Below are 20,369 nucleotides of genomic sequence, written 5' to 3'. Positions count from 1 at the left end.
GGCACTCGCGGAATCGCGCGGCTCCTCCGCTCCCCTCCCCTCCCCGAAGCCGGCCGATCGAATCCCGTGATCGCGAACAGGGCCGGGCTTGGCGGCCGTTGAAAACTGGTGTAGACCAGTCGGCGAACGGTTCACGGAACGGTCGCGCTGCCGCGACCGCCATCATTCGGCACACACACCATGACCGCTCGCGAAGATGGGCCAACTGTGGGTTACTGCGACAAAGCGGTTCGGATCAGGGAGTAGGACATGGCCACCAAGGCTGAGAAGATCGTCGCCGGGCTCGGCGGCATCGACAACATCGAAGAGATCGAGGGCTGCATCACCCGGCTGCGCACCGAGGTCGTCGACCCGGCCCTGGTCGACGAGATCGCCCTGAAGGCCGCGGGCGCCCACGGCGTCGTCAAGATGGGCACCGCGATCCAGGTCGTCATCGGCACGGACGCGGACCCGATCGCCGGGGAGATCGAAGACATGCTGTGAGCCACGGGGCTCACCAGGCCCTGTCGCTCACCGCTGCTCACCGCCACTCACTCCCGAGGGGCCGCTTCCGCTACCGGGGACGGCCCCTCACCTGTATGCGACTAGGCTCGATGGCATGTCTCGAATCGACGGCCGCACGCCCGAACAGCTCCGCCCGATCACCATCGAACGCGGCTGGAGCAAGCACGCCGAGGGCTCCGTCCTCGTCTCCTTCGGCGACACGAAGGTCTTCTGCACCGCCTCCGTCACCGAGGGCGTCCCGCGCTGGCGCAAGGGAAGCGGCGAGGGCTGGGTCACCGCCGAGTACTCCATGCTGCCCCGCGCCACCAACACCCGCGGCGACCGCGAATCCGTCCGCGGCCGCATCGGCGGCCGTACACACGAGATCAGCCGCCTCATCGGCCGGTCCCTGCGTGCCGTCATCGACTACAAGGCGCTCGGCGAGAACACCATCGTCCTCGACTGCGACGTCCTCCAGGCCGACGGCGGCACCCGCACCGCCGCCATCACCGGCGCGTACGTCGCCCTCGCGGACGCCGTCACCTGGGCCCGGGGCAAGAAGCTCATCAAAGCCGGCCGCCAGCCCCTCACCGGAACCGTCTCGGCCGTCTCCGTCGGCATCGTCGGCGGCGTACCCCTCCTCGACCTCTGTTACGAGGAGGACGTGCGCGCCGACACCGACATGAACGTCGTCTGCACCGGCGACGGCCGCTTCGTCGAGGTCCAGGGCACCGCGGAGGCCGAGCCGTTCGCCCGCGACGAACTCAACTCCCTTCTGGACCTGGCCGTTCAGGGCTGCACGGAACTCGCTGTCGCCCAGCGCAAGGCACTTGATACGGTCCTGGAAAGGTAAAGGACGCACCAAGACAGCCGCGTGCCGCCGGGCAACCACGGCACGGGCCTTCGCGTCCCTACGAATACGGGCGTACGGCTCACCGCTGTACGCCCGGCCAGCACCGGAGGGGGCCCATGGAGGCCCCAGCCAGACAACGGGGCCCGTGGGGCCTGTCCAACGGGAGGGACCGTTCCATGGCCGCGAGCCGCCGCCGACACCGTCGTACCACCGCCATCGCCGCAGCTGTGGCAGCCGTCGCGCTGACGGCCGGGCTGACCACCGGCTGCGACGCTGTCAACAAGGCGCTGGACTGTGTCCAGACCGCCGACACCATCGCCGACAGCGTCACAGACCTCCAGCAGGCCGTCGAGAACGCGGCGAACGACCCGACGCAGGCCGGCGAGGCGCTCGACTCCATCGACAAGAACCTCGACACGATCGGCGACAAGACCGACGACACCGACATCAACAAGGCCGTCGACGACCTCCAGACGGCGGTCACCAACGTCCGCGACGCCATCAAGAACGGCGACGAGACGCCCGACATCAGCCCGGTGACGGACGCGGCGGGCGAACTGACGAAGGTCTGCACGCCGTAGGGACACCGGCCGGGGCGAGCGAGGGCTGGGAGCCGGCCGGAGGACGCCGATCGACAGGCGTAACCCAGGCCGGCTCGTGCCCAGGCTGACTAGGCTGAGAACCATGACCCGCCTGATCCTCGCCACCCGCAACGCCGGAAAGATCACCGAGCTGAGAGCGATCCTCGCCGCCGCAGGCCTCCACCACGAGCTCGTCGGCGCGGACGCCTACCAGGACATCCCCGACGTCAAGGAAACCGGCGTCACCTTCGCCGAGAACGCCCTGCTCAAGGCCCACGCCCTCGCCCAGGCCACCGGCCTGCCGGCCGTCGCCGACGACTCGGGCCTGTGCGTCGACGTCCTCGGCGGCGCCCCCGGCATCTTCTCCGCCCGCTGGTCCGGCTCCCACGGCGACGACCGCGCCAACCTCAACCTCCTCCTCGACCAGCTCAGCGACATCCCCGACGAACACCGCGCTGCCCACTTCGCCTGCGCCGCCGCCCTCGCCCTCCCCGACGGCACGGAACGGGTGGTCGAGGGCCGCCTACGGGGCACGTTGCGCCACGAACCCACCGGCTCCCACGGCTTCGGCTACGACCCGATCCTCCAGCCGGAGGGGGACACGCGCACGTGCGCGGAACTGAGCCCCGAGGAGAAGAACGCGATCAGTCATCGGGGGAAGGCGTTCAGGGGGCTGGTGCCGGTGGTTCGGGAGTTGTTGGGCTGAGCGGACGCAGAGACGGCCTGCGCATCGATCATTCGATTCGCAGGCCGTTCATGTGCGGCGGAAGGGATTCGAACCCTCAAGCCCGATCAAGGGCCACAGATCCTAAGTCTGCTGCGTCGCCTGTTGCGCCACCGCCGCTAGCCGCCTGCCATCGTACCGGGCAGGCGGCTGAGGCTGAGCGGAAGGTCTTCAGATCCCCAGATCCTTGATGACCTTCGCGACGTGCCCGGTCGCCCGCACGTTGTACAGCGCCCGCTCGATCTTGCCCTCCTCGTCCACGATCACCGTGGAGCGGATGACGCCGAGGTACGTCTTGCCGTAGTTCTTCTTCTCGCCGTAGGCGCCGTAGGCCTCGATGACCGTCTTGTCGGGGTCGCCGACCAGCGTGACCTTCAGGGACTCCTTCTCGCGGAACTTGGCGAGCTTCTCGGGCTTGTCGGGGGAGACGCCGATGACGTCGTAGCCGGCGCCCGCCAGGACGTCGAGGTTGTCGGTGAAGTCGCAGGCCTGCTTCGTGCAGCCGGGGGTCAGGGCGGCCGGGTAGAAGTAGACGATGACCTTGCGGCCCTTGTGGTCGGCCAGGGAGACCTCCTTGCCGTCGGCGTCGGGCAGGGTGAAGGCGGGGGCGGTGTCGCCGGGCTGGAGTCGCTCGCTCATCTCGGTTCGGTCTCCTTGCGGGGTGGTGGATACGGACCCGAGCGTAATGGGGGTGCCGGGCGATGCGCGGTGAGCGGAGCTGACAGACTGTCGACCACAGAAGAGGCCGACGGGAACAGGCCACGGAAACGACCACGACGACCACGGAGGCAGCGCGTGTCGGATACGTCGAGCTCGCCGGACACCAGGACTCCGGCGCAGATCGAGGCGGACATCAAACGCCGTCGCGAAAACCTCGCCGAGACGCTCGACGAGATCGGTGTGCGGGTGCACCCGAAGACGATCGTCGGGGACGCCAAGGCCAAGGTGGTGTCCAGCGTCGACCACTCGCTCGGCCGTGCCTACGTCGGCGTCAACCGCATCGTCGACGACGTGAAGGGGCAGTTCGTCACGGAGGACGGGGTGCCGCGGCTGGAGCGCGTCGTGCCCGTGGCCCTCGTGGTGGTCGGCCTCGTCGGGCTGTTCGCGGTGGGCTCGCGGCGCCGCAGGGGCTGACCCACACCCGCGCGCCTCACGCGCACTCCACCCGCAGTCCACTCGCGCTCCATCCGCACCCTCCTACGTACGGGTCGCGCAAAGCCAGGTAAGTTCGTTGACGTGAGCGAGAAGACCCATCACGACAAGCTGCCCATCCGGATGCTGCACGACCGCGTGCTCGTGCGGCAGGACACCGCCGAGGGCGAGCGCCGTTCCGGCGGAGGCATTCTGATCCCCGCGACCGCGGCGGTGGGCCGGCGGCTCGCCTGGGCCGAGGTCGTCGCGGTCGGGCAGAACGTACGGACCGTCGAACCGGGCGACCGCGTCCTGTACGACCCGGAGGACCGGGCCGAGGTCGAGGTGCGCGGCGCCGCGTTTGTGCTGATGCGCGAGCGGGACCTGCACGCCGTGGCGGCGGACCGGTTCGAGGGCTCCGAGGACTCCACGGGGTTGTACCTCTAGAACGCTGTACCTCTGGAGTGGAACGCTGTACCTCTGGAGCAAAGAGACAGAAGGGGCTGGTGACCATCGTCACCAGCCCCTTCTGCGTACCTTCGCCCGGCGGCGGTCACCGTGGGGGCAGTGGGGCACTACGTGGGGGCCAGTGGGGGACTAGGTGATGCCTACGAGGCCCGCGTCCTCGTCCCCGTCCCCGTCGTCCGTCTCGCCGCCGCCCGTCGTCGTGCCGTCGCCCGTGGTGCCGCCTGTCGTGTCACCCGTGGTGCCGCCGGTGGTGCCGCCCGTCGTCGTGCCGCCGTCGGTGGTTGTGCCGCCGCCGTTGGTGGTGCCGCCGTCGGTCGTGGTGTCGCCGTTGCCCGGGGTCTGTCCGCCCGTGGTCGTGCCGCCGTTGGTCTGGCCCTGGGTCCCGGGGGTCTGACGGCCGCCGGTGGTCGCGCCGCCGTTGTCCTGGCCGCCCGTGCCCGGCTGTTCCTGAGCGGGGTCGGCCGGCGGCAGTTCCTGTTCCTCCGCGCCTTCCTGGGGTTCCAGGTCGAAGTCCTGGACCTCGGTGCCCTTCAGGGCGGCCTCGGTGTACTGGGCCCAGATCTGCGTCGGGTAGCCGCCGCCGTTGATCCGGGCCTGGCCGAGCGCCCCGTACAGCGGCTTGTGCTCGCCCGTGTCGGGGTCCTGGCCCATGACGGCGACGACCGTGGCGAGGTTCGGGGTGTAGCCGGCGAACCAGGCCGCCTGGTCGTTCTCCGCGGTGCCGGTCTTGCCCGCGGCGGGGCGTCCGGCGGCCTGTGCGGCCGTGCCGGTGCCGCCCTCGACGACGCTCTGCAGGATCGCGGTCGTGGTGTCGGCGGCCTCGCGGCTCACGGCCTGCTTGGTGTCCTTCTTCGGGAGCTGTACGTCGTCCCTGCCGTCCTTGGTGATCTTCTCGATCATCGAGTACGTGCCGTGCTTGCCGTGGTTCGCGAGCGTCGCGTACGCCTCCGCCATGTCGAGGACGCTGGCCGTGGACGGGCCGAGCGCGATGGACGGGGAGGCCGTCAGGTCCGGGGTGTCGGACGGCACCCCGAGGTCGACGGCGGTCTGCCTGACCTTCGCCGGGCCGACGTCCACCGCCATCTGCGCGTACACCGAGTTCACGGACTTGTCGGTGGCCGTGCGGACCGAGATCGGGCCGTACGAGACCTCGTCCTCGTTCTCGGGGGCGTACGAGCCGCCGTCCCAGCCCTCCACGGGGCGCGAGTTGGTGCCGTCGTAGACGGTGTTCGGGGTGATCGTGCGGCCGTCCTGGGTGACCGAGCCGTTCTGCACGGCCGAGGTGAACACGAACGGCTTGAAGGTGGAGCCGACCTGGTAGTCCCGGCGGGTGGCGTTGTTGTAGTACTGCTTCGTGTAGTCGATGCCGCCGTACATCGCGAGGACCTTGCCGGTCTTGGGGTCGATGGAGGCGCCGCCCGCGCGGACGTAGTTGTCGACCTTGCGGTTCTTCTTGTCGAGCTCGTCCATCACCTGGTCGTCCACGGCCTTCACGAAGGCGTCCTGCTTGGGCTTCTGCAGGGTGGTCGTGATGCGGTAGCCGCCGGTGTTCAGCGCGTCCTCGTCGAGGATCTTGTTGTCGGTCAGGTAGTCGTTCACGGCCGTCACGATGTAGCCGCGCTGTCCGGACATCCCGGCCGAGACCACCGTCTGCCTGGGCTCGGGGAACTTGACGCCGGCGCGGTCCGCCTCGCTCAGCCACTCCTTCTTGACCATGCCGTCGAGGACGTAGTTCCAGCGGGCCAGCGCCGCCGGCTTGTTCTCGGGGTGCGCGACCACGTCGTACTCGCTCGGCGCGTTCAACAGTGCCGCCAGGTAAGCGCCCTGAGCGACCGTCAGGTCCTTGGCGTCGACGCCGTAGTAGGCCTGGGCGGCGGCCTGGACGCCGTACGCGTTGCGGCCGAAGTAGCTGGTGTTGAGGTAGCCCTCGAGGATGTCGTCCTTGCTCTTCTCGCGGTCCAGCTTGATGGAGATGAAGAACTCCTTCGCCTTCCGCGTGACGGTCTGTTCCTGGGCCAGGTAGTAGTTCTTCACGTACTGCTGGGTGATCGTCGAGCCGGACTGCTTGCCCTTGCCGGTGGCGGTGTTCCAGCCGGCGCGGATCATCGCCTTGGGGTCGATGGCCGACTCGGTGTAGAAGTCCCGGTCCTCGGCGGCCAGCACCGCGTGCTGGGCGTCCTTGGAGATCAGCGCGAGCGTCACGTTCTCCCGGTTGACCTCGCCGTCGCGGGCGAGCTGGCTGCCGTCCGCGTACAGATAGACGTTGCTCTGCTTGGTCGCGGCGGCGTTCGCCGGCGGGATCTCGACCAGGGTGTAGCCGAGCGCGAACAGGCCGATGAGCAGCAGGACCACCGTGGCGAACGTGCCGAGCACGATCCGCCAGGTCGGGATCAGGCGGCGCCAGCCGGTGCGCTCGGGCCGCTTGGGCTTCTTGCCGGGCGTGTACCCGGGTGTGCCTGGCGCCGCCACGGGGGCGGTTCCGGGTTCCCTGGGTGCCCAGCCCTCGCTCGGCTGTTGCGGCTGCGGCTGGTCGTTCATGTTGTGCCGGACTCCCGTTTAGCTTTTGCGTCGTACGTCTCGTACGTCCTCGTACGCCTTATGCGTCCCCCTTGAAGACTGTCGCATCCGGCGAAGGGTTCCCGGCTCGTGGCCCGTGTCGCGCGGAGAAAATGCCTGGCACCGGGCACGGCCGCGCGGCTAGGCTCCTGCGCTTTGGTTCGGAGCGCTCCGGAACGGCCGAAGGGGGCCTTTGGTGGGGACTGGGCGGTTGTACGCGGCCGTCGCGGCGGGCGGGTTCCGGCGGTACACGACCTACCGGGTGGCGACGGCGGCGGGCGTGTTCACGAACACCGTGTTCGGGCTGATCCTGGCGTACACGTACATCGCGCTGTGGGACGAGAGACCAGGTCTCGGGGGCTATGACCAGGCGCAGGCGCTGACGTACGTGTGGATCGGGCAGGGGCTGCTCTCGGCCATCGCGGTGATGGGCGGCGGCTTCGAGGACGAGATGATCGAGAGAATCCGTACGGGTGACATCGCGATCGACCTTTACCGGCCCGCCGATCTGCAGGCGTGGTGGCTGGCCGCGGATTCCGGGCGGGCCGCGTTCCAGTTGTTGGGGCGGGGTGTGGTGCCGGTGGCCTTCGGAGGGCTCGTCTTCGACATCGCGCTCCCGGTGGACCCGGGGACCTGGCTGGCGTTCCTCGTCGCCGTCGTGCTCGGTGTCCTGGTGAGCTTCGCGATCCGCTATCTCGTGGCGCTGTCGGCGTTCTGGTTCATGGATGGTGCGGGCGTGCAGCAACTGGCCGTTCTCGCGGGGCTCTTCTTCGCCGGGATGGTGCTGCCGCTGAACGTCTTCCCGGGCGCCCTCGGTGAACTGGCCCGTGCGCTGCCCTGGTCGGCGCTGCTCCAGGCGCCCGTGGATGTGTTGTTGGGCGAGCGGACGGGGTTCGGGCTGCTGAGCACGTACGTCTTCCAGGCCGCGTGGGCGGTCGGGCTGCTCGCGGTCGGCCGTCTGGTCCAGTCGGCTGCGACGCGGAGGGTGGTGGTCCAGGGTGGGTGAGGCACCGCGGCCGGTTGTGGAGTCCTCGCGTCCGCCGATCGAGGCCCCGCGTCCGGCGGTGGAGGGTTCGCGTCGTGGGGCTCAGGCCTCGCGTCTGGTGGACGGGCTGCGTGCCTACCGGCTGATCGCCGGGATGTGGATCCGCTCCACGATGACGTATCGCGCGTCCTTCGCGATGACCGTTTTCAGCAATTTCGCCGGGAGCGCGCTCGACTTCGTCACGATCATGTTGATGTTCTCGCGGGTCGACGAGCTGGGCGGTTACTCGCTGGGCGAGGTGGCTTTCCTGTACGGGCTGTCCACCGCGTCCTTCGGTCTGACCGACCTGGCGCTCGGTTCGATGGACCGGCTCGGCCTGCGGGTGCGCGACGGCACGCTCGACACGCTGCTCGTGCGGCCCGCGCCGGTGCTCGCGCAGGTCGCGGCGGACCGGTTCGCGCTGCGCCGGCTCGGCCGGATCACGCAGGGGCTGCTGGTCCTCGGGTACGCGCTCGTCGTACTCGACATCGCGTGGACCCCGCTGAAGGTGCTGATGATGCCGGTGATGGTGGTCAGCGGGGCCGGGATCTTCGCGGCGGTGTTCGTGGCGGGCGGGGCGTTCCAGTTCGTGGCGCAGGACGCGTCCCAGGTGCAGAACTCCTTCACGTACGGCGGCACCACGCTCCTCCAGTACCCGCCGACCGTCTTCGCGAAGGACCTGGTGCGTGGGGTGACCTTCGTGCTGCCGCTCGCCTTCGTCAACTGGCTGCCCGCGCTGTACGTGCTGGGGCGGCCGTATCCGCTCGATCTGCCGGAGTGGGTCGCGTTCCTGCCGCCGCTGGTGGCGGTGGGGTGTTGTGCGCTCGCGGGGGTCGCCTGGCGTGCGGGTCTTCGTTCGTACCGGAGCACGGGGAGTTAGGGGACATGGACAGTCACATCGCGGACGGCCGGTTCATTGAGCTCGACCGGGTCGAGAAGGTCTTCGACGTACGCAAGAAGACCGGTTTCCTGCGCAGGGAACGGCGGCAGGTGCGGGCGGTCGACTCGATCTCCTTCACGGTGCCGCGCGGCGAGATGGTGGGCTACATCGGGCCGAACGGCGCGGGCAAGTCGACCACGATCAAGATGCTCACGGGGATCCTGACGCCGAGCGGTGGGCGCCTCCGGGTCGCCGGCATCGATCCGTCACGTGAGCGGACGCGGCTCGCGCAGCGCATCGGGGTGGTGTTCGGGCAGCGTACGACGCTGTGGTGGGACCTGCCGCTGATCGACTCGTACCGGCTGATGCACCGCATGTACCGGATCCCCGACGCGCGGTACGCCGAGAATCTCGACCGGTGTGTCGAACTCCTCGAACTGGGCGCCCTGTTGGACGTGCCGGTCCGGCAACTGTCGCTCGGGCAGCGGATGCGCGGGGACATCGCGGCGGCTCTGCTGCACGACCCGGAGGTGCTGTACCTGGACGAGCCGACGATCGGGCTCGATGTGATCAGCAAGGCGAAGGTGCGGGAGTTCCTGCGGGAGCTCAACGCCGAGCGCGGTACGACCGTGCTGCTCACCACGCACGACCTGACCGACATCGAGCAGCTGTGTCAGCGGGTGATGGTGATCGACCACGGGCGGCTGATGTACGACGGGCCGCTGACCGGGCTGCACGAGATCGGCGAGAGCGAGCGGACGCTGGTGGTGGACCTGGAACGCGAACTTCCGCCGATCGAGGTCGACTTGGCGCGCGTGGTGAGGGTCGAGGGGCCGCGGCAGTGGCTGGCCTTCCCGGCGGCGGCGTCGGCGGCTCCGCTGGTGGCGCGGATCGCGGCGGAGTATCCGCTGGTGGACCTGTCGGTGCGGGAACCGGACATCGAGGCGGTCATCAGCCGCATGTACGAGGAGAAGGCAACCTCGTAGGCTTCTGTCCATGACGGACGAACTCGCCGACGGCCCTTCCGACGGACTTGCCGAGCTGCGTGCCTCCGATGCCGACCGAGAGCAGGTGGCCGAAGTGCTGAGGGACGCCCTCGCGGAGGGCCGCCTCGACATGGAGGAGTTCGAGGAACGGCTGGAGGCGACCTACAAGGCGCGTACGTACAAGGAGCTGGCGCCCATCACCCGGGATCTGCCCGGTCCCGGTGTGACCACTCCGGCTCCCGTGGTGTCGACGGTCAAGGGGCCCGAGGGTACGGGGGACTGGGCGGGCCGGATCGTCGGCGGTGAGGGCTCGTCCCAGTGGGGCGTCGCGATCATGGGAGGGTTCGAGCGCAAGGGGCGCTGGACCATGCCCAGGCGCTTCAACTCCTTCGCGTTCTGGGGCGGCGGCACCATCGACCTGCGCGACGCGAACTTCGTGGACCGCGAGGTCGTGGTCAACTGCGTCACGATCATGGGCGGCATAGGGGTGATCGTGCCGCCCGGCGTCGAGGTCGTCGTCCGCGGCATCGGCGTCATGGGCGGCTTCGACCACAGCCAGGAGGGTGTGCTGGGCGACCCCGGCGCCCCGCGCGTCATCGTGACCGGCTTCGCCTTCTGGGGCGGCGTCGGCGTCGAACGCAAGATGACCAGGGCCGAACGGCTGCGCCTGAAGGAGGAGCGCCGGCTGGAGAAGCTGGAGCGGAAGGCTGCCCGCCAGGAGGAGCTGGAGGAGACCAGGCGCCGGGCCCTGGAGGGTGCCGGTGCCGGGGACGGCGACGACTCGCTGGACGAGGCCCGGTCCATCCATCGTGCCGCTATGGAGCAGCACCGGGAGATGTCGCGCGAGCACCGGGATGAACGGCACGAGGAGCGGCGTGAGCGGAACGCTGCGCGGCGGGAGGAGCGGGACGAGCGGCGCAGTAACCGGCGCGATCGGGATTGAGCGCCGATGCTCCCGCGGGTAGTGCTGTATAGCGCGGGCCGTCTGTGGCTGGTCGCGCAGTTCCCCGCGCCCCTGAAGGGCTGCGCCCTTCCGGGGCGCGGGCCCCGTCACAGCTCCGCCGGAGCCGTCCCCTTCAGGTCGTCCAAGTCGAAGACCTTCGCCATCCGCTCGTAGCCCCGGTCGCTCGGGTGGAGGTGGTCGCCCGAGTCGTAGTCGGTGCGGAGGCGGCGGGGGTCGTACGGGTCGCGGAGTGCCTTGTCGAAGTCGACGTAGGCGTCGAAGACCTTGCCGGAGCGGACCTGGGCGTTGACGGCCTGGCGGGTGGCTTCCAGGTCGGGCTGGTAGCCGCGGTGGCCGTGGAAGGGCATGAGCGTGGCGCCGATGACACGGAGCCCGCGGGCGTGGGCCAGGCGCTTCAGTTCGCGCAGACCGGCCGTGATCTTGTTCGCGTCGGTCTGGTGCGGCGTACGCAGGATGTCGTTGACGCCGAGTGCGACGACGACGGCCTTGACGTTGGTGCGGCCGAGTACGTCACGGCCGAAGCGGCTCAGGGCGCTCGGGTTCTCGGCGGGGCGGCCCAGGCCGCTGGCCAGGACGCGGTTGCCGCTGATGCCCTGGTTGACCACGCTGTAGCGGGGCCCGTCGGAGTTGTCGCGCGGCTCGCGCAGCCGGTCGGCGAGGACGTCCGTCCAGCGACGGTTCTCGCCCACGGTCGAGGTCACGCCGTCGGTGAGCGAGTCGCCGATGACGACGACCGTGCCCTCCGACTCGTTGCTCAGCACGTCCAGCGCGGTCAGATAGCGCCAGTACGGGGTCTGCCAGGTGTAGGGGGCGCCGCTGACGTCCTCCGTGCGGTCGCCCTCCGCCGTGTACGACATCTGCCGCGCCTGCGGATGGTAGGTGACCGGGCCCGACGGGGTCGGCGAGTACGTCGTCACCAGCACGTCCGAGTCGTGCGGGATCAGCAGCCGTACGGCGTCGCTCACCATCTGCTGCCCGGCCGGCACGACCACCGAGGGGCTGCCGCCGAAGGTGAGGCGGCGCATGGTGTCGGCGGCCGCGGCGGCGTTGTTGTCGGTGGCCGCGACGGCGATGGAGGCGTGAGTGATGCTGAGCGGCTGCTGTCCGTACAGGTTGGACAGGGTGATCCGGGCCGCGGTGCCGCCGATGCCCGCGTGTACGACGTTGCGTACCGAACGGCCCGCCATCCCGTTCACCTCGGTGCCGGGCTCGGCGCCGACCATGGACGCCGACCAGGCGCCCACCCAGATGCCGGTGGACGCGGGAGCCGCCGAGTTGTGCGGGGTACGGCCGCCGGCGAGGGTGTTCTCCTCACCGTCGTCGACCGAGACGCCGACGTATATGGCGGCTGAGATGGCCACGATTACGGCGACGATCGCGGCCAGCAAGGCATAACCGTGACGCTTGGTCATGCGGTGCGTATCTCCTCGAGCAGTGGGAGCTCAAGGCTCCGATGTGATCACCCCATGATGAGGCATGGCGGGGGAGGAACCCGACAGGACCCCCATTGCCCCTGCGGGTGCTTTCCTCTTTCCTGACCCCGCCCGGAAAGACGTCGGGAACTCCTGTTCCGTTCCAGGAGTCGGTCAGGTTGGGACAATGGGTATGGGGGACCGGGAACGGGTGGAGTGGATGGAACGCACGAAAGAGGACGAAGTAGGTTCAGAAGGGCAGCATGCCCCGCCCGGCGGGGCTGCCAACCGCGCGATGACCTCGTTCAGCGCCGCCGACGAGGAGAAGTTCCGCGGCGTCCGCCGGATGAAGCTCACGGCGACCGGCATGCTGCTCCTGGTCGCCGTCGTCTACGTACTCGCCAAGTGGGCCGGCAACTCCGGCGCGGGCGCCTGGACGGGATACGTGGCAGCGGCCGCCGAGGCGGGCATGGTCGGCGCGCTCGCCGACTGGTTCGCGGTGACGGCCCTGTTCCGGCGCCCCATGGGCCTGCCCATTCCGCACACGGCGATCATTCCGACCAAGAAGGACCAGCTCGGCGTCTCCCTGGGCGAGTTCGTCGGTGAGAACTTCCTCTCGCAGGAAGTCGTACGGCAGCGGCTGCGTACCGTCGGCATAGGCAGCCGCCTCGGCGCTTGGCTGGCCCTTCCCGAGCACGCCGACCGGGTCACCGCGGAGCTCGCCACCGCCCTGCGCGGGGCCCTCGCCGTGCTGCGTGACTCCGACGTGCAGGCCGTCGTCGGCGAGGCCATCAACCGGCGGGCCGACGCCCAGGAGATCGCCCCCGGCATAGGCAAGATGCTGGAGAAGGTCGTCGCGGACGGCGGCCACCGGCGGGTCGTGGACCTGATCTGCGTACGCGCCCACGACTGGCTGGTCCTTCACAACGACCAGGTGTTGGACGCGGTGCAGGGCGGCGCCCCCGGCTGGACCCCGCGGTACGTCGACAGGAAGGTCGGCGAGCGCGTCTACAAGGAGCTGCTGCGCTTCGTCACCGAGATGCGCGACATGCCCACCCATCCGGCCCGCGGCGCCCTCGACCGCTTCCTCACCGACTTCGCCTCCGACCTCCAGTCCGACACCGACACGCGCGCGCGTGTGGAGGACCTCAAGCGTGAGGTCCTCGGCCGTGGCGAGGTCCAGGACCTGATCGCCTCCGCCTGGTCCGCCGTACGGCAGATGATCGTGTCCGCGGCTGAGGACGAGCGCAGCGAACTGCGGCTGCGCGTGCGGGCGTCGCTGCTCTCGCTCGGCGCGCGGATGTCCACCGAGCCGAAGCTCCAGGCGAAGGTCGACGGATGGGTCGAGGGCGCGGCGGTGTACGTCGTGACGACGTACCGCGACGAGATCACCTCCCTCATCACCGACACCGTCGCCGGCTGGGACGCCGAGCACACCTCCAAGAAGATCGAGGCGCACATCGGGCGTGACCTGCAGTTCATCCGGATCAACGGCACGGTGGTGGGTTCGCTGGCGGGGCTGGTGATCTACACGTTGTCGCGGGCGGTGGGCGGCTAGCCGGTGCGAACGCGGGCGTAGGCCCCGTCGTCGAGGGGACCCGTTCCGGGTTCGCTCGACGAGGAGGGAGCCCATGTCCGTCACCGAGGCCGACACCGGCACCGTCACCACCGCCGTCCCCGCCCGCCTGGACCGTCTCCCGTGGTCACGCTGGCACTGGACCATCGTCATCGGTCTCGGCACGGTGTGGATCCTCGACGGCTTGGAGGTCACCGTCGTCGGCAACATCGCCGGCCGTCTCTCCGAGTCCGGCAGTGGACTGCCCATCTCGGCCGCCCAGGTCACCGGTATCGCGGCCGCGCTCTATGTGGCCGGTGCCTGTTCGGGGGCGCTGTTCTTCGGCCGGCTGACGGACAGGTTCGGCCGTAAGAAGCTCTTCATGGTCACCCTCGCCGTCTATCTCGCGGCGACCGCCCTGACCGCCATCTCCTTCCACTCGTGGTGGTTCTTCGCCTTCCGCTTCCTCACCGGCTTCGGCATCGGCGGCGAGTACGCGGCCATCAACTCGGCGATCGACGAACTCATCCCGTCCCACTACCGCGGCCGCGTCGACCTGATCATCAACGGCAGCTTCTGGCTCGGCGCGATCGGCGGCTCGCTCCTGTCGATCGTCGCGCTGAACACCGACCTGTTCGCCATGAACGTCGGCTGGCGGCTGACCTTCGCCCTCGGCGTCGTCCTCGGCCTGGTGATCCTGCTCGTACGCCGCAACGTCCCCGAGAGCCCGAGGTGGCTGTTCATCCACGGCAGGGGAGAGGAGGCCGAGCGTCTGGTCGGCGACGTGGAGCGACGGATCGAGGCGGAGAAGGGACACGAACTCCCACCGCCCGCCGGGGAGATCACCATCCACCAGCGCAAGAGCATCGGCTTCCTCACCATCGGGCGCACGGTCTTCTCGACGTACCGCAAGCGCGCCGTGCTCGGCCTCTCCCTCTTCATCGGCCAGGCGTTCCTCTACAACGCGATCACCTTCGGCTTCGGCGCGATCCTCACCACGTTCTACGACGTGCCGACCTCGGACACCGGCTACTACTTCGCCGTCATCGCGGCCGGCAACTTCCTCGGCCCGCTGCTGCTCGGCAAGCTCTTCGACACTGTGGGCCGCCGGGTCATGATCTCCTCCACGTACCTCGGCTCGGGCCTCCTGCTGTTCGGCACGGCCTGGCTCTTCGGCCGGGGCTCGCTGAGCGCGGTGACGCTGACCGCCTGCTGGTGCGTGGTCCTGTTCTTCGCGTCGGCGGGCGCGAGCAGCGCGTACCTGACGGTCTCCGAGGTCTTCCCGATGGAGACCCGCGCCATGGCCATCGCCTTCTTCTACGCCATCGGCACGGCGGCCGGCGGCATCAGCGGGCCGCTGCTGTTCGCGGATCTGACCAGTACGGGTGTGGTCGCCGACACGGTGCTCGCGTTCCGGATCGGTGCGGCGCTGATGTGCGCGGCGGGGCTGGTCGCGGTGGCGCTCGCGGTGCGGGCGGAACGGCGTTCGCTGGAGGACATCGCCCGGCCGCTTTCGGTGGCTTCGCTGGGGCGGGGGTCGGGGCCGGGGGCGCGGTCGATGGCCTGAGCCAGGCCTGTAAGCCAGACCTGAGCCTCCGGTCTGCCGTCTGCCGTCTGCCGTCAGCCGACTGCCGATCACGCACGCCGGCGGTCGGGCCGCACGACTGTCGGTCCACGCTTCCATATAACCCGACACATGTCGGGTGACCTGCGCGGACGCGCCATGGCACGGTTTCCGCAACGACGCGACGAGCGTCGGCGCAACGGTGCGCCGACGATACGGAGCGGCGGATCGGAGACGACATGACGACCTACCCGTTCGACCCGGAGCTCGCCGCGGTCGTGCACATGCTGCCGAGGGCCGACTGCTCGGACCTCGAAGGGGCCCGGGCCGAGGCCGCGGTCAGCATCGCGGCGGCCTCGGCGGACGTGGACACCACCGGCGTGGACGTCACCGAGCTGGTGGCACCCGGGCCGGCGGGTGCGCCGGACGTCGTCCTGCGCTGCTACCGCCCGCAGGGCGTCGAGGGCCCGCTGCCGGTCGTCTACGACATCCACGGCGGCGGCTTCATCCTCGGCACCGTCGAATTCGACCACGGCGTCAACACGATGCTCGCGCGGGAGCTGGGCGCCGCCGTCTTCTCCGTCGAATACCGGCTCGCCCCCGAGCACCCGTACCCCGCCGGGCTGGAGGACGCGTACGCCGGGCTGGTCCACGTCACCAAGAACGCCACCGAACTCGGCATCGACCCGGACCGCATCGCCCTCTTCGGCAGCAGTGCCGGTGGCGGTCTCGCGGCCGGTCTCGCGCTCCTTGCCCGCGACCGGGGCGGCCCCGCGATCGCCTTCCAGTACCTCGGCATCCCCGAACTCGACGACCGCCTCGACACGCCCAGCATGCGCGCCTTCACCGACACGCCCATCTGGAACCAGCCCAACGCGGTCGTCAGCTGGGACGCCTACCTCGGCGCCGGCGTCCCCGGCAGTGCCGATGTGCCCGTCCACGCCGCCCCCGCCCGGGCCACCGCCGAACAGCTCGCCGGGCTGCCGCCGACGTACATCTCCGTGATGCAGTTCGACCCGCTCCGTGACGAGGGCATCGACTACGCCCGGGCGCTGCTCGCGGCCGGTGTGAGCGTGGAGCTGCATCTGTTCCCGGGTACCTTCCACGGCTCGGGGATGATCCCGCACGCGGAGGTGTCCCTGCGGGAGGCGGCGGAAGCGGTGGCGGTGCTCCGCAAAGCGCTCCGCTAGCTCCGGGGAGCCGGCGGAGCGCTCCGCGGGAAAGGCTGTTCGTTGGCTGCGGGTCGGTTGTGGCTGGTCGCGCAGTTCCCCGCGCCCCTATCGGGCGTTGGTCGCGCCCACGCGGCGGAGCCGCGTATCGACACAGCCCCGCGCCCTTATCGGGGCTCCGCCAACCGCAGCCCGTACAGCGCCAGTTGGGCCCGGAATCTGTCCTGGGCGCCGCTCAGCCGGTAGCCCAGCGCCGTCTCCACGCCGGAGAGGCGGGCCGCGACCGAGCTGTGGTGCAGGTGGAGGTCGGTCGCGGCGTGGCGGAGTGAGCCGGTGCGCAGGAAGGCGGTCAGGGCGGTGAGGGCCGCCGGGCCGCCCTTGCCCGCTGCGAGGCCGGCCAGTGCGCGGACGTCGGGCTGGGACCGCAGCCGGTCGACGGGGATGTCGGCGAGCAGGGCGACCGGGCCAAGGGTGTCGTGGTCGACGACCGCCTCGTCGGGCAGACCGGTGAGGTCGACGGCGAAGCGCAGGGCGAGCCGGGCCTGGGCCCAGGAGACACCGGCGTCCAGGGCGGGAACGCTGCCGCCGACCCCGATCCGTACTCCCTCGGCGCCCTGCTCACGGACGTACGCCCGCAGCTCCTCGGCGACCGACGGGGCACCCGGCACCAGGGCCACCGCGAGCGGGCCGACACCGGCGACCCGTACGCCCGCACGCAGTTCGCGTCGGCCGAGCACGGCGACCGAGGCGGCCCCGGCGACGGCCACCACCCGCAGCGGCTGCTCGGGCACCAGGCCCAGCAGGCGCAGCGCCCGCGCCCGGTCCTCGACGGCCTCCCGTTCCGACAGCACCCGCTCGACCAGTGCGGGGTCGGCCACCTGGGCGTGCCCGGTGTCCGGCTGACGGCTGCCGTGCAGGACGCCCGCGGCGATGGCCATCCACTCCAGCACCAGCTCGTCGAAGGGCCCCGGCGCACCCGCCCGCTCCAGCCACACCCGGCCGCCCGGCGCGAACTCGGCACTCCCGGACGGCTGCCCCGCGGGCCCCGCCGGTACGGTCCCGGCGGGCCCGAACCGCACCACACGCCCGCCCACCTCGAGCCCCGCCGGGCACTCCGCCAGCCCCGCCGTCGACCGCACCAGCGACTCGGCGTCGAGCCGTACGGCACCCAGCAGCGCCTCGAAGTGCGCGATGACCCGCAGCGCCGCCGCCGCGTCCGCGTCGAGGGCCGACAGCCGTAGCAGCAGTCCCTTCATGACCTGGGAGTCTAGGCCTCGGATCAGCTGTACGGCCTGGACGAGCACCCGGAGAAATGCTCAGGGGAACGCCTACGGGAACTGAGTACGCGTACTCTGTCGGCCCTGTGTGCGTACGGGGAACCCTTGTTCCCATGACCGAGAAGCCGCTGACCGAGAAGCCGCTGACCGAGAAACTGCTGGGCCTCCTGTCGACGCGCCCCTGGGCGGAACGCTGGCTGACCCGCCTGCTGGGTGCCGCCCTGTCCTCGGCGGCGTACCTCCTCTGCCTTCCCTGGGACCTGCGCAACCGGCCCGAGTCACCCGGTTCGACGACCGAGACGACCCCGGTGACCGTCCTCGGCGTCGCGGTCCTGGCCGTGTCCCTGCTCCTTCTGGCCGCGTACTTCGGTCACCGCGACGCTCTGGCCTGGCCCCTGCTGCTGGTGGCGGCGCCCCCGTCGACGCTCATGTACCTCTCGTTCCACACCCACTCCGAACCGCCGGACGCATCCGTGTGGCCCCTGGCCTGGGCGTTCTCCACGCTTGTCATGGCGGCGGGGGTGTTGGTCGCGGCGTCGGTGGCCAGGCAGTTCAGGGAGGACGCGGGAGACTCGATGGACGGGTTGATCATCGCCCACCGTTCGTCGTGCGCGTCCTGAGCCAGTCCTGTGAGTGTTCGCGGAGTCGTCCCCGACCCTGAGCGTCGAGGTCGAGGTCGAGGACGCGGTCAGGCTCCCGTGGTGGAACCCGGACGGACGATCATGAGGATCGTGACCGTTGCCCAGAGCAGGTTGAAGATGCCGGTGAACATGGCGAGCCGGACGGTGGCGCGGGGGTTCGCGGTGACTTCGGTGGTCTTGGTGGCTCCGGAGGCATCCATGGCCTCCGGGGCCTTCGTGGCCCCTGGGGCGGCTTCCGCCGATCCCAGGATCTCCGTCGCTTCCAGGATCTCCTCCTGACGGGGCAGCACCAGCGCCAGGAGAACGGCGGCCGCGAGTCCGGTCAGGACGATCGAGGCGATCAGCCAGGCGTCGCCGAGTACGCCCATGCTGCCGGCCGTGGCGAAACCGAAGACGGGTACGGCGATGCCGATCGCGGCGTACACCCGGCAGATCCGGTGCAGCAGACGTACGGTCTCCGCCGCCCGCGGGTCTCCGGGATCGGCGAGGGCCCGGCGCGCGCTGGGCGGGAACATGCTGGCCGCCACCGTGACGGGCCCGATGGCGACGATCGCGGCGAGGACGTGGACGACGAGCAGGAATTTGGTCACGAGGGGACGGTAGGCGGCGTACGAGATCCTGCAGAAGTGGCGGTATTGCCACAGTTCAACGGATTCTCGCCAGGGCCTCGGTCGCCCCCGCCTACCCTGTCGCCATGCATTCCGTGGCCGTCCTCGCCCTCGACGGGGTCATCCCGTTCGACCTCTCCGCGCCGATCGACACCTTCTCGCGCGCCCGGCTCCCGGACGGCGGAGACGCCTACCGGGTCCGGGTCTGCGCGGCGCAGGACGAGGTGAGCGCGGGCGTCTTCACGCTGCGGGCGCCGTGCGGTCTGGAGGCCCTGGCCGAGGCGGACACGATCATCCTGCCCGGCATCGCCGACCCCGCCGTCCCGCTGCCGCCCGGTGTCGCGCAGGCGCTGCGCGAGGCCGCCGCCGACGGCACCCGGATCGCCTCGGTCTGCGTGGGCGCGTTCATCTTCGCGGCGACCGGTCTCCTGGACGGGCTGCGGGCGACCACCCACTGGATCGCCGCCCCGTACCTCGCGGACATGTACCCGGCGGTGACGGTCGACCCGTACGTCCTCTACGTCGACAACGGCCAGTTCCTCACCTCGGCGGGCTCCGCCGCCGCGCTCGACATGTGCCTGCACATGATCCGCAAGGACTACGGCTCGGCCGTCGCCGCGCACGCGGCCCGGCTCGCCGTCATGCCGCTCGAACGGGAGGGCGGGCAGGCCCAGTTCATCATCCACGCCCAGCCTCCGGCCCCGGCCGGCGCGACGATGGAACCCCTGCTGGAGTGGCTGGAGGAGAACGCCGGGCGCGACCTGACCCTGGACGACATCGCCGCGCACGCGGGCACCAGCGCCCGTACCCTCAACCGCCGTTTCCGCGAACAGACCGGCACGACGCCCTTGCAGTGGCTGCACCGGGCACGGGTGCGCCGGGCCCAGCACCTCCTGGAGACCACGTCCCACCCCGTCGAACACATCGCGGTCCAGGCGGGGTTCGGGTCACCGACGGCCTTCCGGGACCGGTTCAAGAGGGTGGTGGGGACCAGCCCGCAGGCGTACCGAAGGGCTTTTCAGCCCACCTGAGACCAGCTGAGCCCACCTGAGCACCTGAGACCAGCTGAGAGCACCTGAAGCAGGACACGGGCTCTCAGCTGTACCAAGGCACTCTCAGCCCCGCCGGTCCGCGACCGCCCACGACGCCAGCGCCACGGCCCCGGCCACCCCGAACACGGCGGGCCACGCCCCGACCTTCTTGGCCAGCGGATGCGACCCGGCGAAGGCGACGACGTACGCGGCGGTCAGCGCCCCCGCCGCCTTCCCGCCGGCCTGCTGCCGCCACTGCTGCGCGGCCGCGGCCCCGGCGACGGCGAGTACGGCCCCGCCGAGCTGCCGCTTCCTGGTCCAGCGAGCGATCCCGTACCCGCCGATGAGCCCACTCGCCGCCACCGCCGCGGCCGGTACCTTCGCCATCGCTGCCTCCTGGTCCGCGTATGTCGAACCGAGGCTAACGCCCGGCCCTCACCCCAGTACCGCCCGGCCCCTACC

At 70.4% G+C, this 20,369-nt stretch carries 21 protein-coding genes and 1 tRNA gene; 15 read left to right on the top strand and 7 right to left on the bottom strand.

Going from position 1 to position 20,369, the window contains the following annotated elements; all coding sequences use genetic code 11:
* Positions 1-249 precede the first annotated feature (249 nt).
* The 4 genes from ACTWQR_RS14720 to rdgB all read left to right on the top strand — a co-directional run bounded on the left by ACTWQR_RS14720 (position 250) and on the right by rdgB (position 2,623).
* Positions 250-483 carry a glucose PTS transporter subunit EIIB gene (locus ACTWQR_RS14720; RefSeq protein ID WP_443227482.1) on the top strand — a complete coding sequence of 78 codons (234 nt, stop codon included), beginning with the start codon at positions 250-252 and terminating at the stop codon, positions 481-483.
* Between the two features lie 115 nt (positions 484-598).
* On the top strand, positions 599-1,336 hold the full coding sequence (rph, locus tag ACTWQR_RS14715) for a ribonuclease PH (RefSeq protein WP_443227481.1): 738 nt from the start codon (positions 599-601) through the stop codon (positions 1,334-1,336).
* Positions 1,337-1,512: 176 nt separating this feature from the next.
* Positions 1,513-1,917 (top strand): hypothetical protein, encoded by a 405-nt coding sequence (locus tag ACTWQR_RS14710; protein ID WP_443227480.1) that lies wholly within the window; start codon positions 1,513-1,515, stop codon positions 1,915-1,917.
* Between the two features lie 103 nt (positions 1,918-2,020).
* The gene (gene rdgB / locus ACTWQR_RS14705; RefSeq protein ID WP_443227479.1) at positions 2,021-2,623 is read left to right on the top strand and encodes an RdgB/HAM1 family non-canonical purine NTP pyrophosphatase; all 603 of its coding nucleotides are present in this window, start codon (positions 2,021-2,023) and stop codon (positions 2,621-2,623) included.
* A gap of 53 nt (positions 2,624-2,676) precedes the next feature.
* Here the strand turns inward: rdgB and ACTWQR_RS14700 are convergent.
* Both ACTWQR_RS14700 and bcp read right to left on the bottom strand, forming a co-directional pair.
* Positions 2,677-2,761 (bottom strand) — tRNA-Leu (locus ACTWQR_RS14700).
* A 51-nt stretch (positions 2,762-2,812) separates the two neighbouring features.
* A complete protein-coding gene (gene bcp / locus ACTWQR_RS14695) occupies positions 2,813-3,280 on the bottom strand; it encodes a thioredoxin-dependent thiol peroxidase (RefSeq protein ID WP_443227478.1) in 468 nt (155 codons plus the stop codon).
* A gap of 156 nt (positions 3,281-3,436) precedes the next feature.
* Between bcp and ACTWQR_RS14690 the strand changes: the two genes are divergently transcribed.
* Positions 3,437-3,775 carry a DUF3618 domain-containing protein gene (locus tag ACTWQR_RS14690; RefSeq protein WP_443227477.1) on the top strand — a complete coding sequence of 113 codons (339 nt, stop codon included), beginning with the start codon at positions 3,437-3,439 and terminating at the stop codon, positions 3,773-3,775.
* Positions 3,776-3,877: 102 nt separating this feature from the next.
* Complete coding sequence (locus tag ACTWQR_RS14685) at positions 3,878-4,219, top strand: GroES family chaperonin (RefSeq protein ID WP_443227476.1); 342 nt, start codon at positions 3,878-3,880, stop codon at positions 4,217-4,219.
* Positions 4,220-4,369: 150 nt separating this feature from the next.
* Here the strand turns inward: ACTWQR_RS14685 and ACTWQR_RS14680 are convergent, their stop codons facing one another.
* The gene (locus tag ACTWQR_RS14680) at positions 4,370-6,778 is read right to left on the bottom strand and encodes a transglycosylase domain-containing protein (protein WP_443227475.1); all 2,409 of its coding nucleotides are present in this window, start codon (positions 6,776-6,778) and stop codon (positions 4,370-4,372) included.
* Positions 6,779-6,992: 214 nt separating this feature from the next.
* On the opposite strand from ACTWQR_RS14680, the gene ACTWQR_RS14675 reads away from it, so the two are divergent.
* The 4 genes from ACTWQR_RS14675 to ACTWQR_RS14660 are packed head-to-tail and all read left to right on the top strand — an operon-like array spanning position 6,993 to position 10,629.
* Entirely contained in the window at positions 6,993-7,802 is an 810-nt protein-coding gene (locus ACTWQR_RS14675) for an ABC transporter permease (RefSeq protein ID WP_443227474.1), read from the top strand.
* Between the two features lie 37 nt (positions 7,803-7,839).
* On the top strand, positions 7,840-8,700 hold the full coding sequence (locus ACTWQR_RS14670) for an ABC transporter permease (RefSeq protein ID WP_443227594.1): 861 nt from the start codon (positions 7,840-7,842) through the stop codon (positions 8,698-8,700).
* 5 nt (positions 8,701-8,705) lie between these two features.
* Positions 8,706-9,686 carry an ABC transporter ATP-binding protein gene (locus ACTWQR_RS14665; RefSeq protein WP_443227473.1) on the top strand — a complete coding sequence of 327 codons (981 nt, stop codon included), beginning with the start codon at positions 8,706-8,708 and terminating at the stop codon, positions 9,684-9,686.
* A 10-nt stretch (positions 9,687-9,696) separates the two neighbouring features.
* Positions 9,697-10,629 (top strand): DUF1707 SHOCT-like domain-containing protein, encoded by a 933-nt coding sequence (locus tag ACTWQR_RS14660; protein WP_443227472.1) that lies wholly within the window; start codon positions 9,697-9,699, stop codon positions 10,627-10,629.
* 107 nt (positions 10,630-10,736) lie between these two features.
* Here the strand turns inward: ACTWQR_RS14660 and ACTWQR_RS14655 are convergent, their stop codons facing one another.
* Entirely contained in the window at positions 10,737-12,062 is a 1,326-nt protein-coding gene (locus tag ACTWQR_RS14655; protein WP_443227471.1) for an SGNH/GDSL hydrolase family protein, read from the bottom strand.
* Positions 12,063-12,282: 220 nt separating this feature from the next.
* Here ACTWQR_RS14655 and ACTWQR_RS14650 point away from each other — a divergent pair, with 220 nt between their 5' ends.
* The 3 genes from ACTWQR_RS14650 (at position 12,283) to ACTWQR_RS14640 (ending at position 16,371) form a co-directional block, all read left to right on the top strand.
* Positions 12,283-13,620: a DUF445 domain-containing protein gene (locus ACTWQR_RS14650; protein ID WP_443227470.1), complete on the top strand. Its 1,338-nt coding sequence runs from the start codon at positions 12,283-12,285 to the stop codon at positions 13,618-13,620.
* 73 nt (positions 13,621-13,693) lie between these two features.
* Complete coding sequence (locus tag ACTWQR_RS14645) at positions 13,694-15,184, top strand: MFS transporter (RefSeq protein ID WP_443227469.1); 1,491 nt, start codon at positions 13,694-13,696, stop codon at positions 15,182-15,184.
* 236 nt (positions 15,185-15,420) lie between these two features.
* Positions 15,421-16,371, top strand: coding sequence for an alpha/beta hydrolase (locus ACTWQR_RS14640; RefSeq protein WP_443227468.1), 951 nt, complete (start codon positions 15,421-15,423; stop codon positions 16,369-16,371).
* Between the two features lie 146 nt (positions 16,372-16,517).
* Here the strand turns inward: ACTWQR_RS14640 and ACTWQR_RS14635 are convergent, their stop codons facing one another.
* Positions 16,518-17,606 (bottom strand): helix-turn-helix domain-containing protein, encoded by a 1,089-nt coding sequence (locus tag ACTWQR_RS14635; protein ID WP_443227467.1) that lies wholly within the window; start codon positions 17,604-17,606, stop codon positions 16,518-16,520.
* A 134-nt stretch (positions 17,607-17,740) separates the two neighbouring features.
* Between ACTWQR_RS14635 and ACTWQR_RS14630 the strand changes: the two genes are divergently transcribed.
* Positions 17,741-18,247 (top strand): hypothetical protein, encoded by a 507-nt coding sequence (locus tag ACTWQR_RS14630; RefSeq protein ID WP_443227466.1) that lies wholly within the window; start codon positions 17,741-17,743, stop codon positions 18,245-18,247.
* Between the two features lie 68 nt (positions 18,248-18,315).
* Here the strand turns inward: ACTWQR_RS14630 and ACTWQR_RS14625 are convergent, their stop codons facing one another.
* Positions 18,316-18,858: a protease gene (locus ACTWQR_RS14625; RefSeq protein ID WP_443227465.1), complete on the bottom strand. Its 543-nt coding sequence runs from the start codon at positions 18,856-18,858 to the stop codon at positions 18,316-18,318.
* Positions 18,859-18,962: 104 nt separating this feature from the next.
* On the opposite strand from ACTWQR_RS14625, the gene ACTWQR_RS14620 reads away from it, so the two are divergent.
* Entirely contained in the window at positions 18,963-19,907 is a 945-nt protein-coding gene (locus tag ACTWQR_RS14620; RefSeq protein ID WP_443227464.1) for a GlxA family transcriptional regulator, read from the top strand.
* 84 nt (positions 19,908-19,991) lie between these two features.
* Here ACTWQR_RS14620 and ACTWQR_RS14615 read toward each other — a convergent pair whose 3' ends face one another.
* Positions 19,992-20,294: a hypothetical protein gene (locus tag ACTWQR_RS14615; protein ID WP_443227463.1), complete on the bottom strand. Its 303-nt coding sequence runs from the start codon at positions 20,292-20,294 to the stop codon at positions 19,992-19,994.
* Between the last annotated feature and the right edge of the window lie 75 nt (positions 20,295-20,369).

The organism is Streptomyces sp. 2A115 (genome assembly GCF_052245575.1).
Classification (GTDB): domain Bacteria; phylum Actinomycetota; class Actinomycetes; order Streptomycetales; family Streptomycetaceae; genus Streptomyces.
This window is presented reverse-complemented; position numbering and strand designations above follow the sequence as displayed.

Coding starts and splice junctions, on each gene's coding strand:
- ACTWQR_RS14665 (WP_443227473.1), top strand. CDS start 8,706: ATGGACAGTCACATCGCGGACGGCCGGTTCATTGAGCTCGACCGGGTC.
- ACTWQR_RS14635 (WP_443227467.1), bottom strand. CDS start 17,606: ATGAAGGGACTGCTGCTACGGCTGTCGGCCCTCGACGCGGACGCGGCG.
- ACTWQR_RS14720 (WP_443227482.1), top strand. CDS start 250: ATGGCCACCAAGGCTGAGAAGATCGTCGCCGGGCTCGGCGGCATCGAC.
- rph (WP_443227481.1), top strand. CDS start 599: ATGTCTCGAATCGACGGCCGCACGCCCGAACAGCTCCGCCCGATCACC.
- ACTWQR_RS14630 (WP_443227466.1), top strand. CDS start 17,741: ATGACCGAGAAGCCGCTGACCGAGAAGCCGCTGACCGAGAAACTGCTG.
- ACTWQR_RS14660 (WP_443227472.1), top strand. CDS start 9,697: ATGACGGACGAACTCGCCGACGGCCCTTCCGACGGACTTGCCGAGCTG.
- ACTWQR_RS14650 (WP_443227470.1), top strand. CDS start 12,283: ATGGAACGCACGAAAGAGGACGAAGTAGGTTCAGAAGGGCAGCATGCC.
- ACTWQR_RS14620 (WP_443227464.1), top strand. CDS start 18,963: ATGCATTCCGTGGCCGTCCTCGCCCTCGACGGGGTCATCCCGTTCGAC.
- ACTWQR_RS14640 (WP_443227468.1), top strand. CDS start 15,421: ATGACGACCTACCCGTTCGACCCGGAGCTCGCCGCGGTCGTGCACATG.
- bcp (WP_443227478.1), bottom strand. CDS start 3,280: ATGAGCGAGCGACTCCAGCCCGGCGACACCGCCCCCGCCTTCACCCTG.
- ACTWQR_RS14615 (WP_443227463.1), bottom strand. CDS start 20,294: ATGGCGAAGGTACCGGCCGCGGCGGTGGCGGCGAGTGGGCTCATCGGC.
- rdgB (WP_443227479.1), top strand. CDS start 2,021: ATGACCCGCCTGATCCTCGCCACCCGCAACGCCGGAAAGATCACCGAG.
- ACTWQR_RS14710 (WP_443227480.1), top strand. CDS start 1,513: ATGGCCGCGAGCCGCCGCCGACACCGTCGTACCACCGCCATCGCCGCA.
- ACTWQR_RS14680 (WP_443227475.1), bottom strand. CDS start 6,778: ATGAACGACCAGCCGCAGCCGCAACAGCCGAGCGAGGGCTGGGCACCC.
- ACTWQR_RS14645 (WP_443227469.1), top strand. CDS start 13,694: ATGTCCGTCACCGAGGCCGACACCGGCACCGTCACCACCGCCGTCCCC.
- ACTWQR_RS14655 (WP_443227471.1), bottom strand. CDS start 12,062: ATGACCAAGCGTCACGGTTATGCCTTGCTGGCCGCGATCGTCGCCGTA.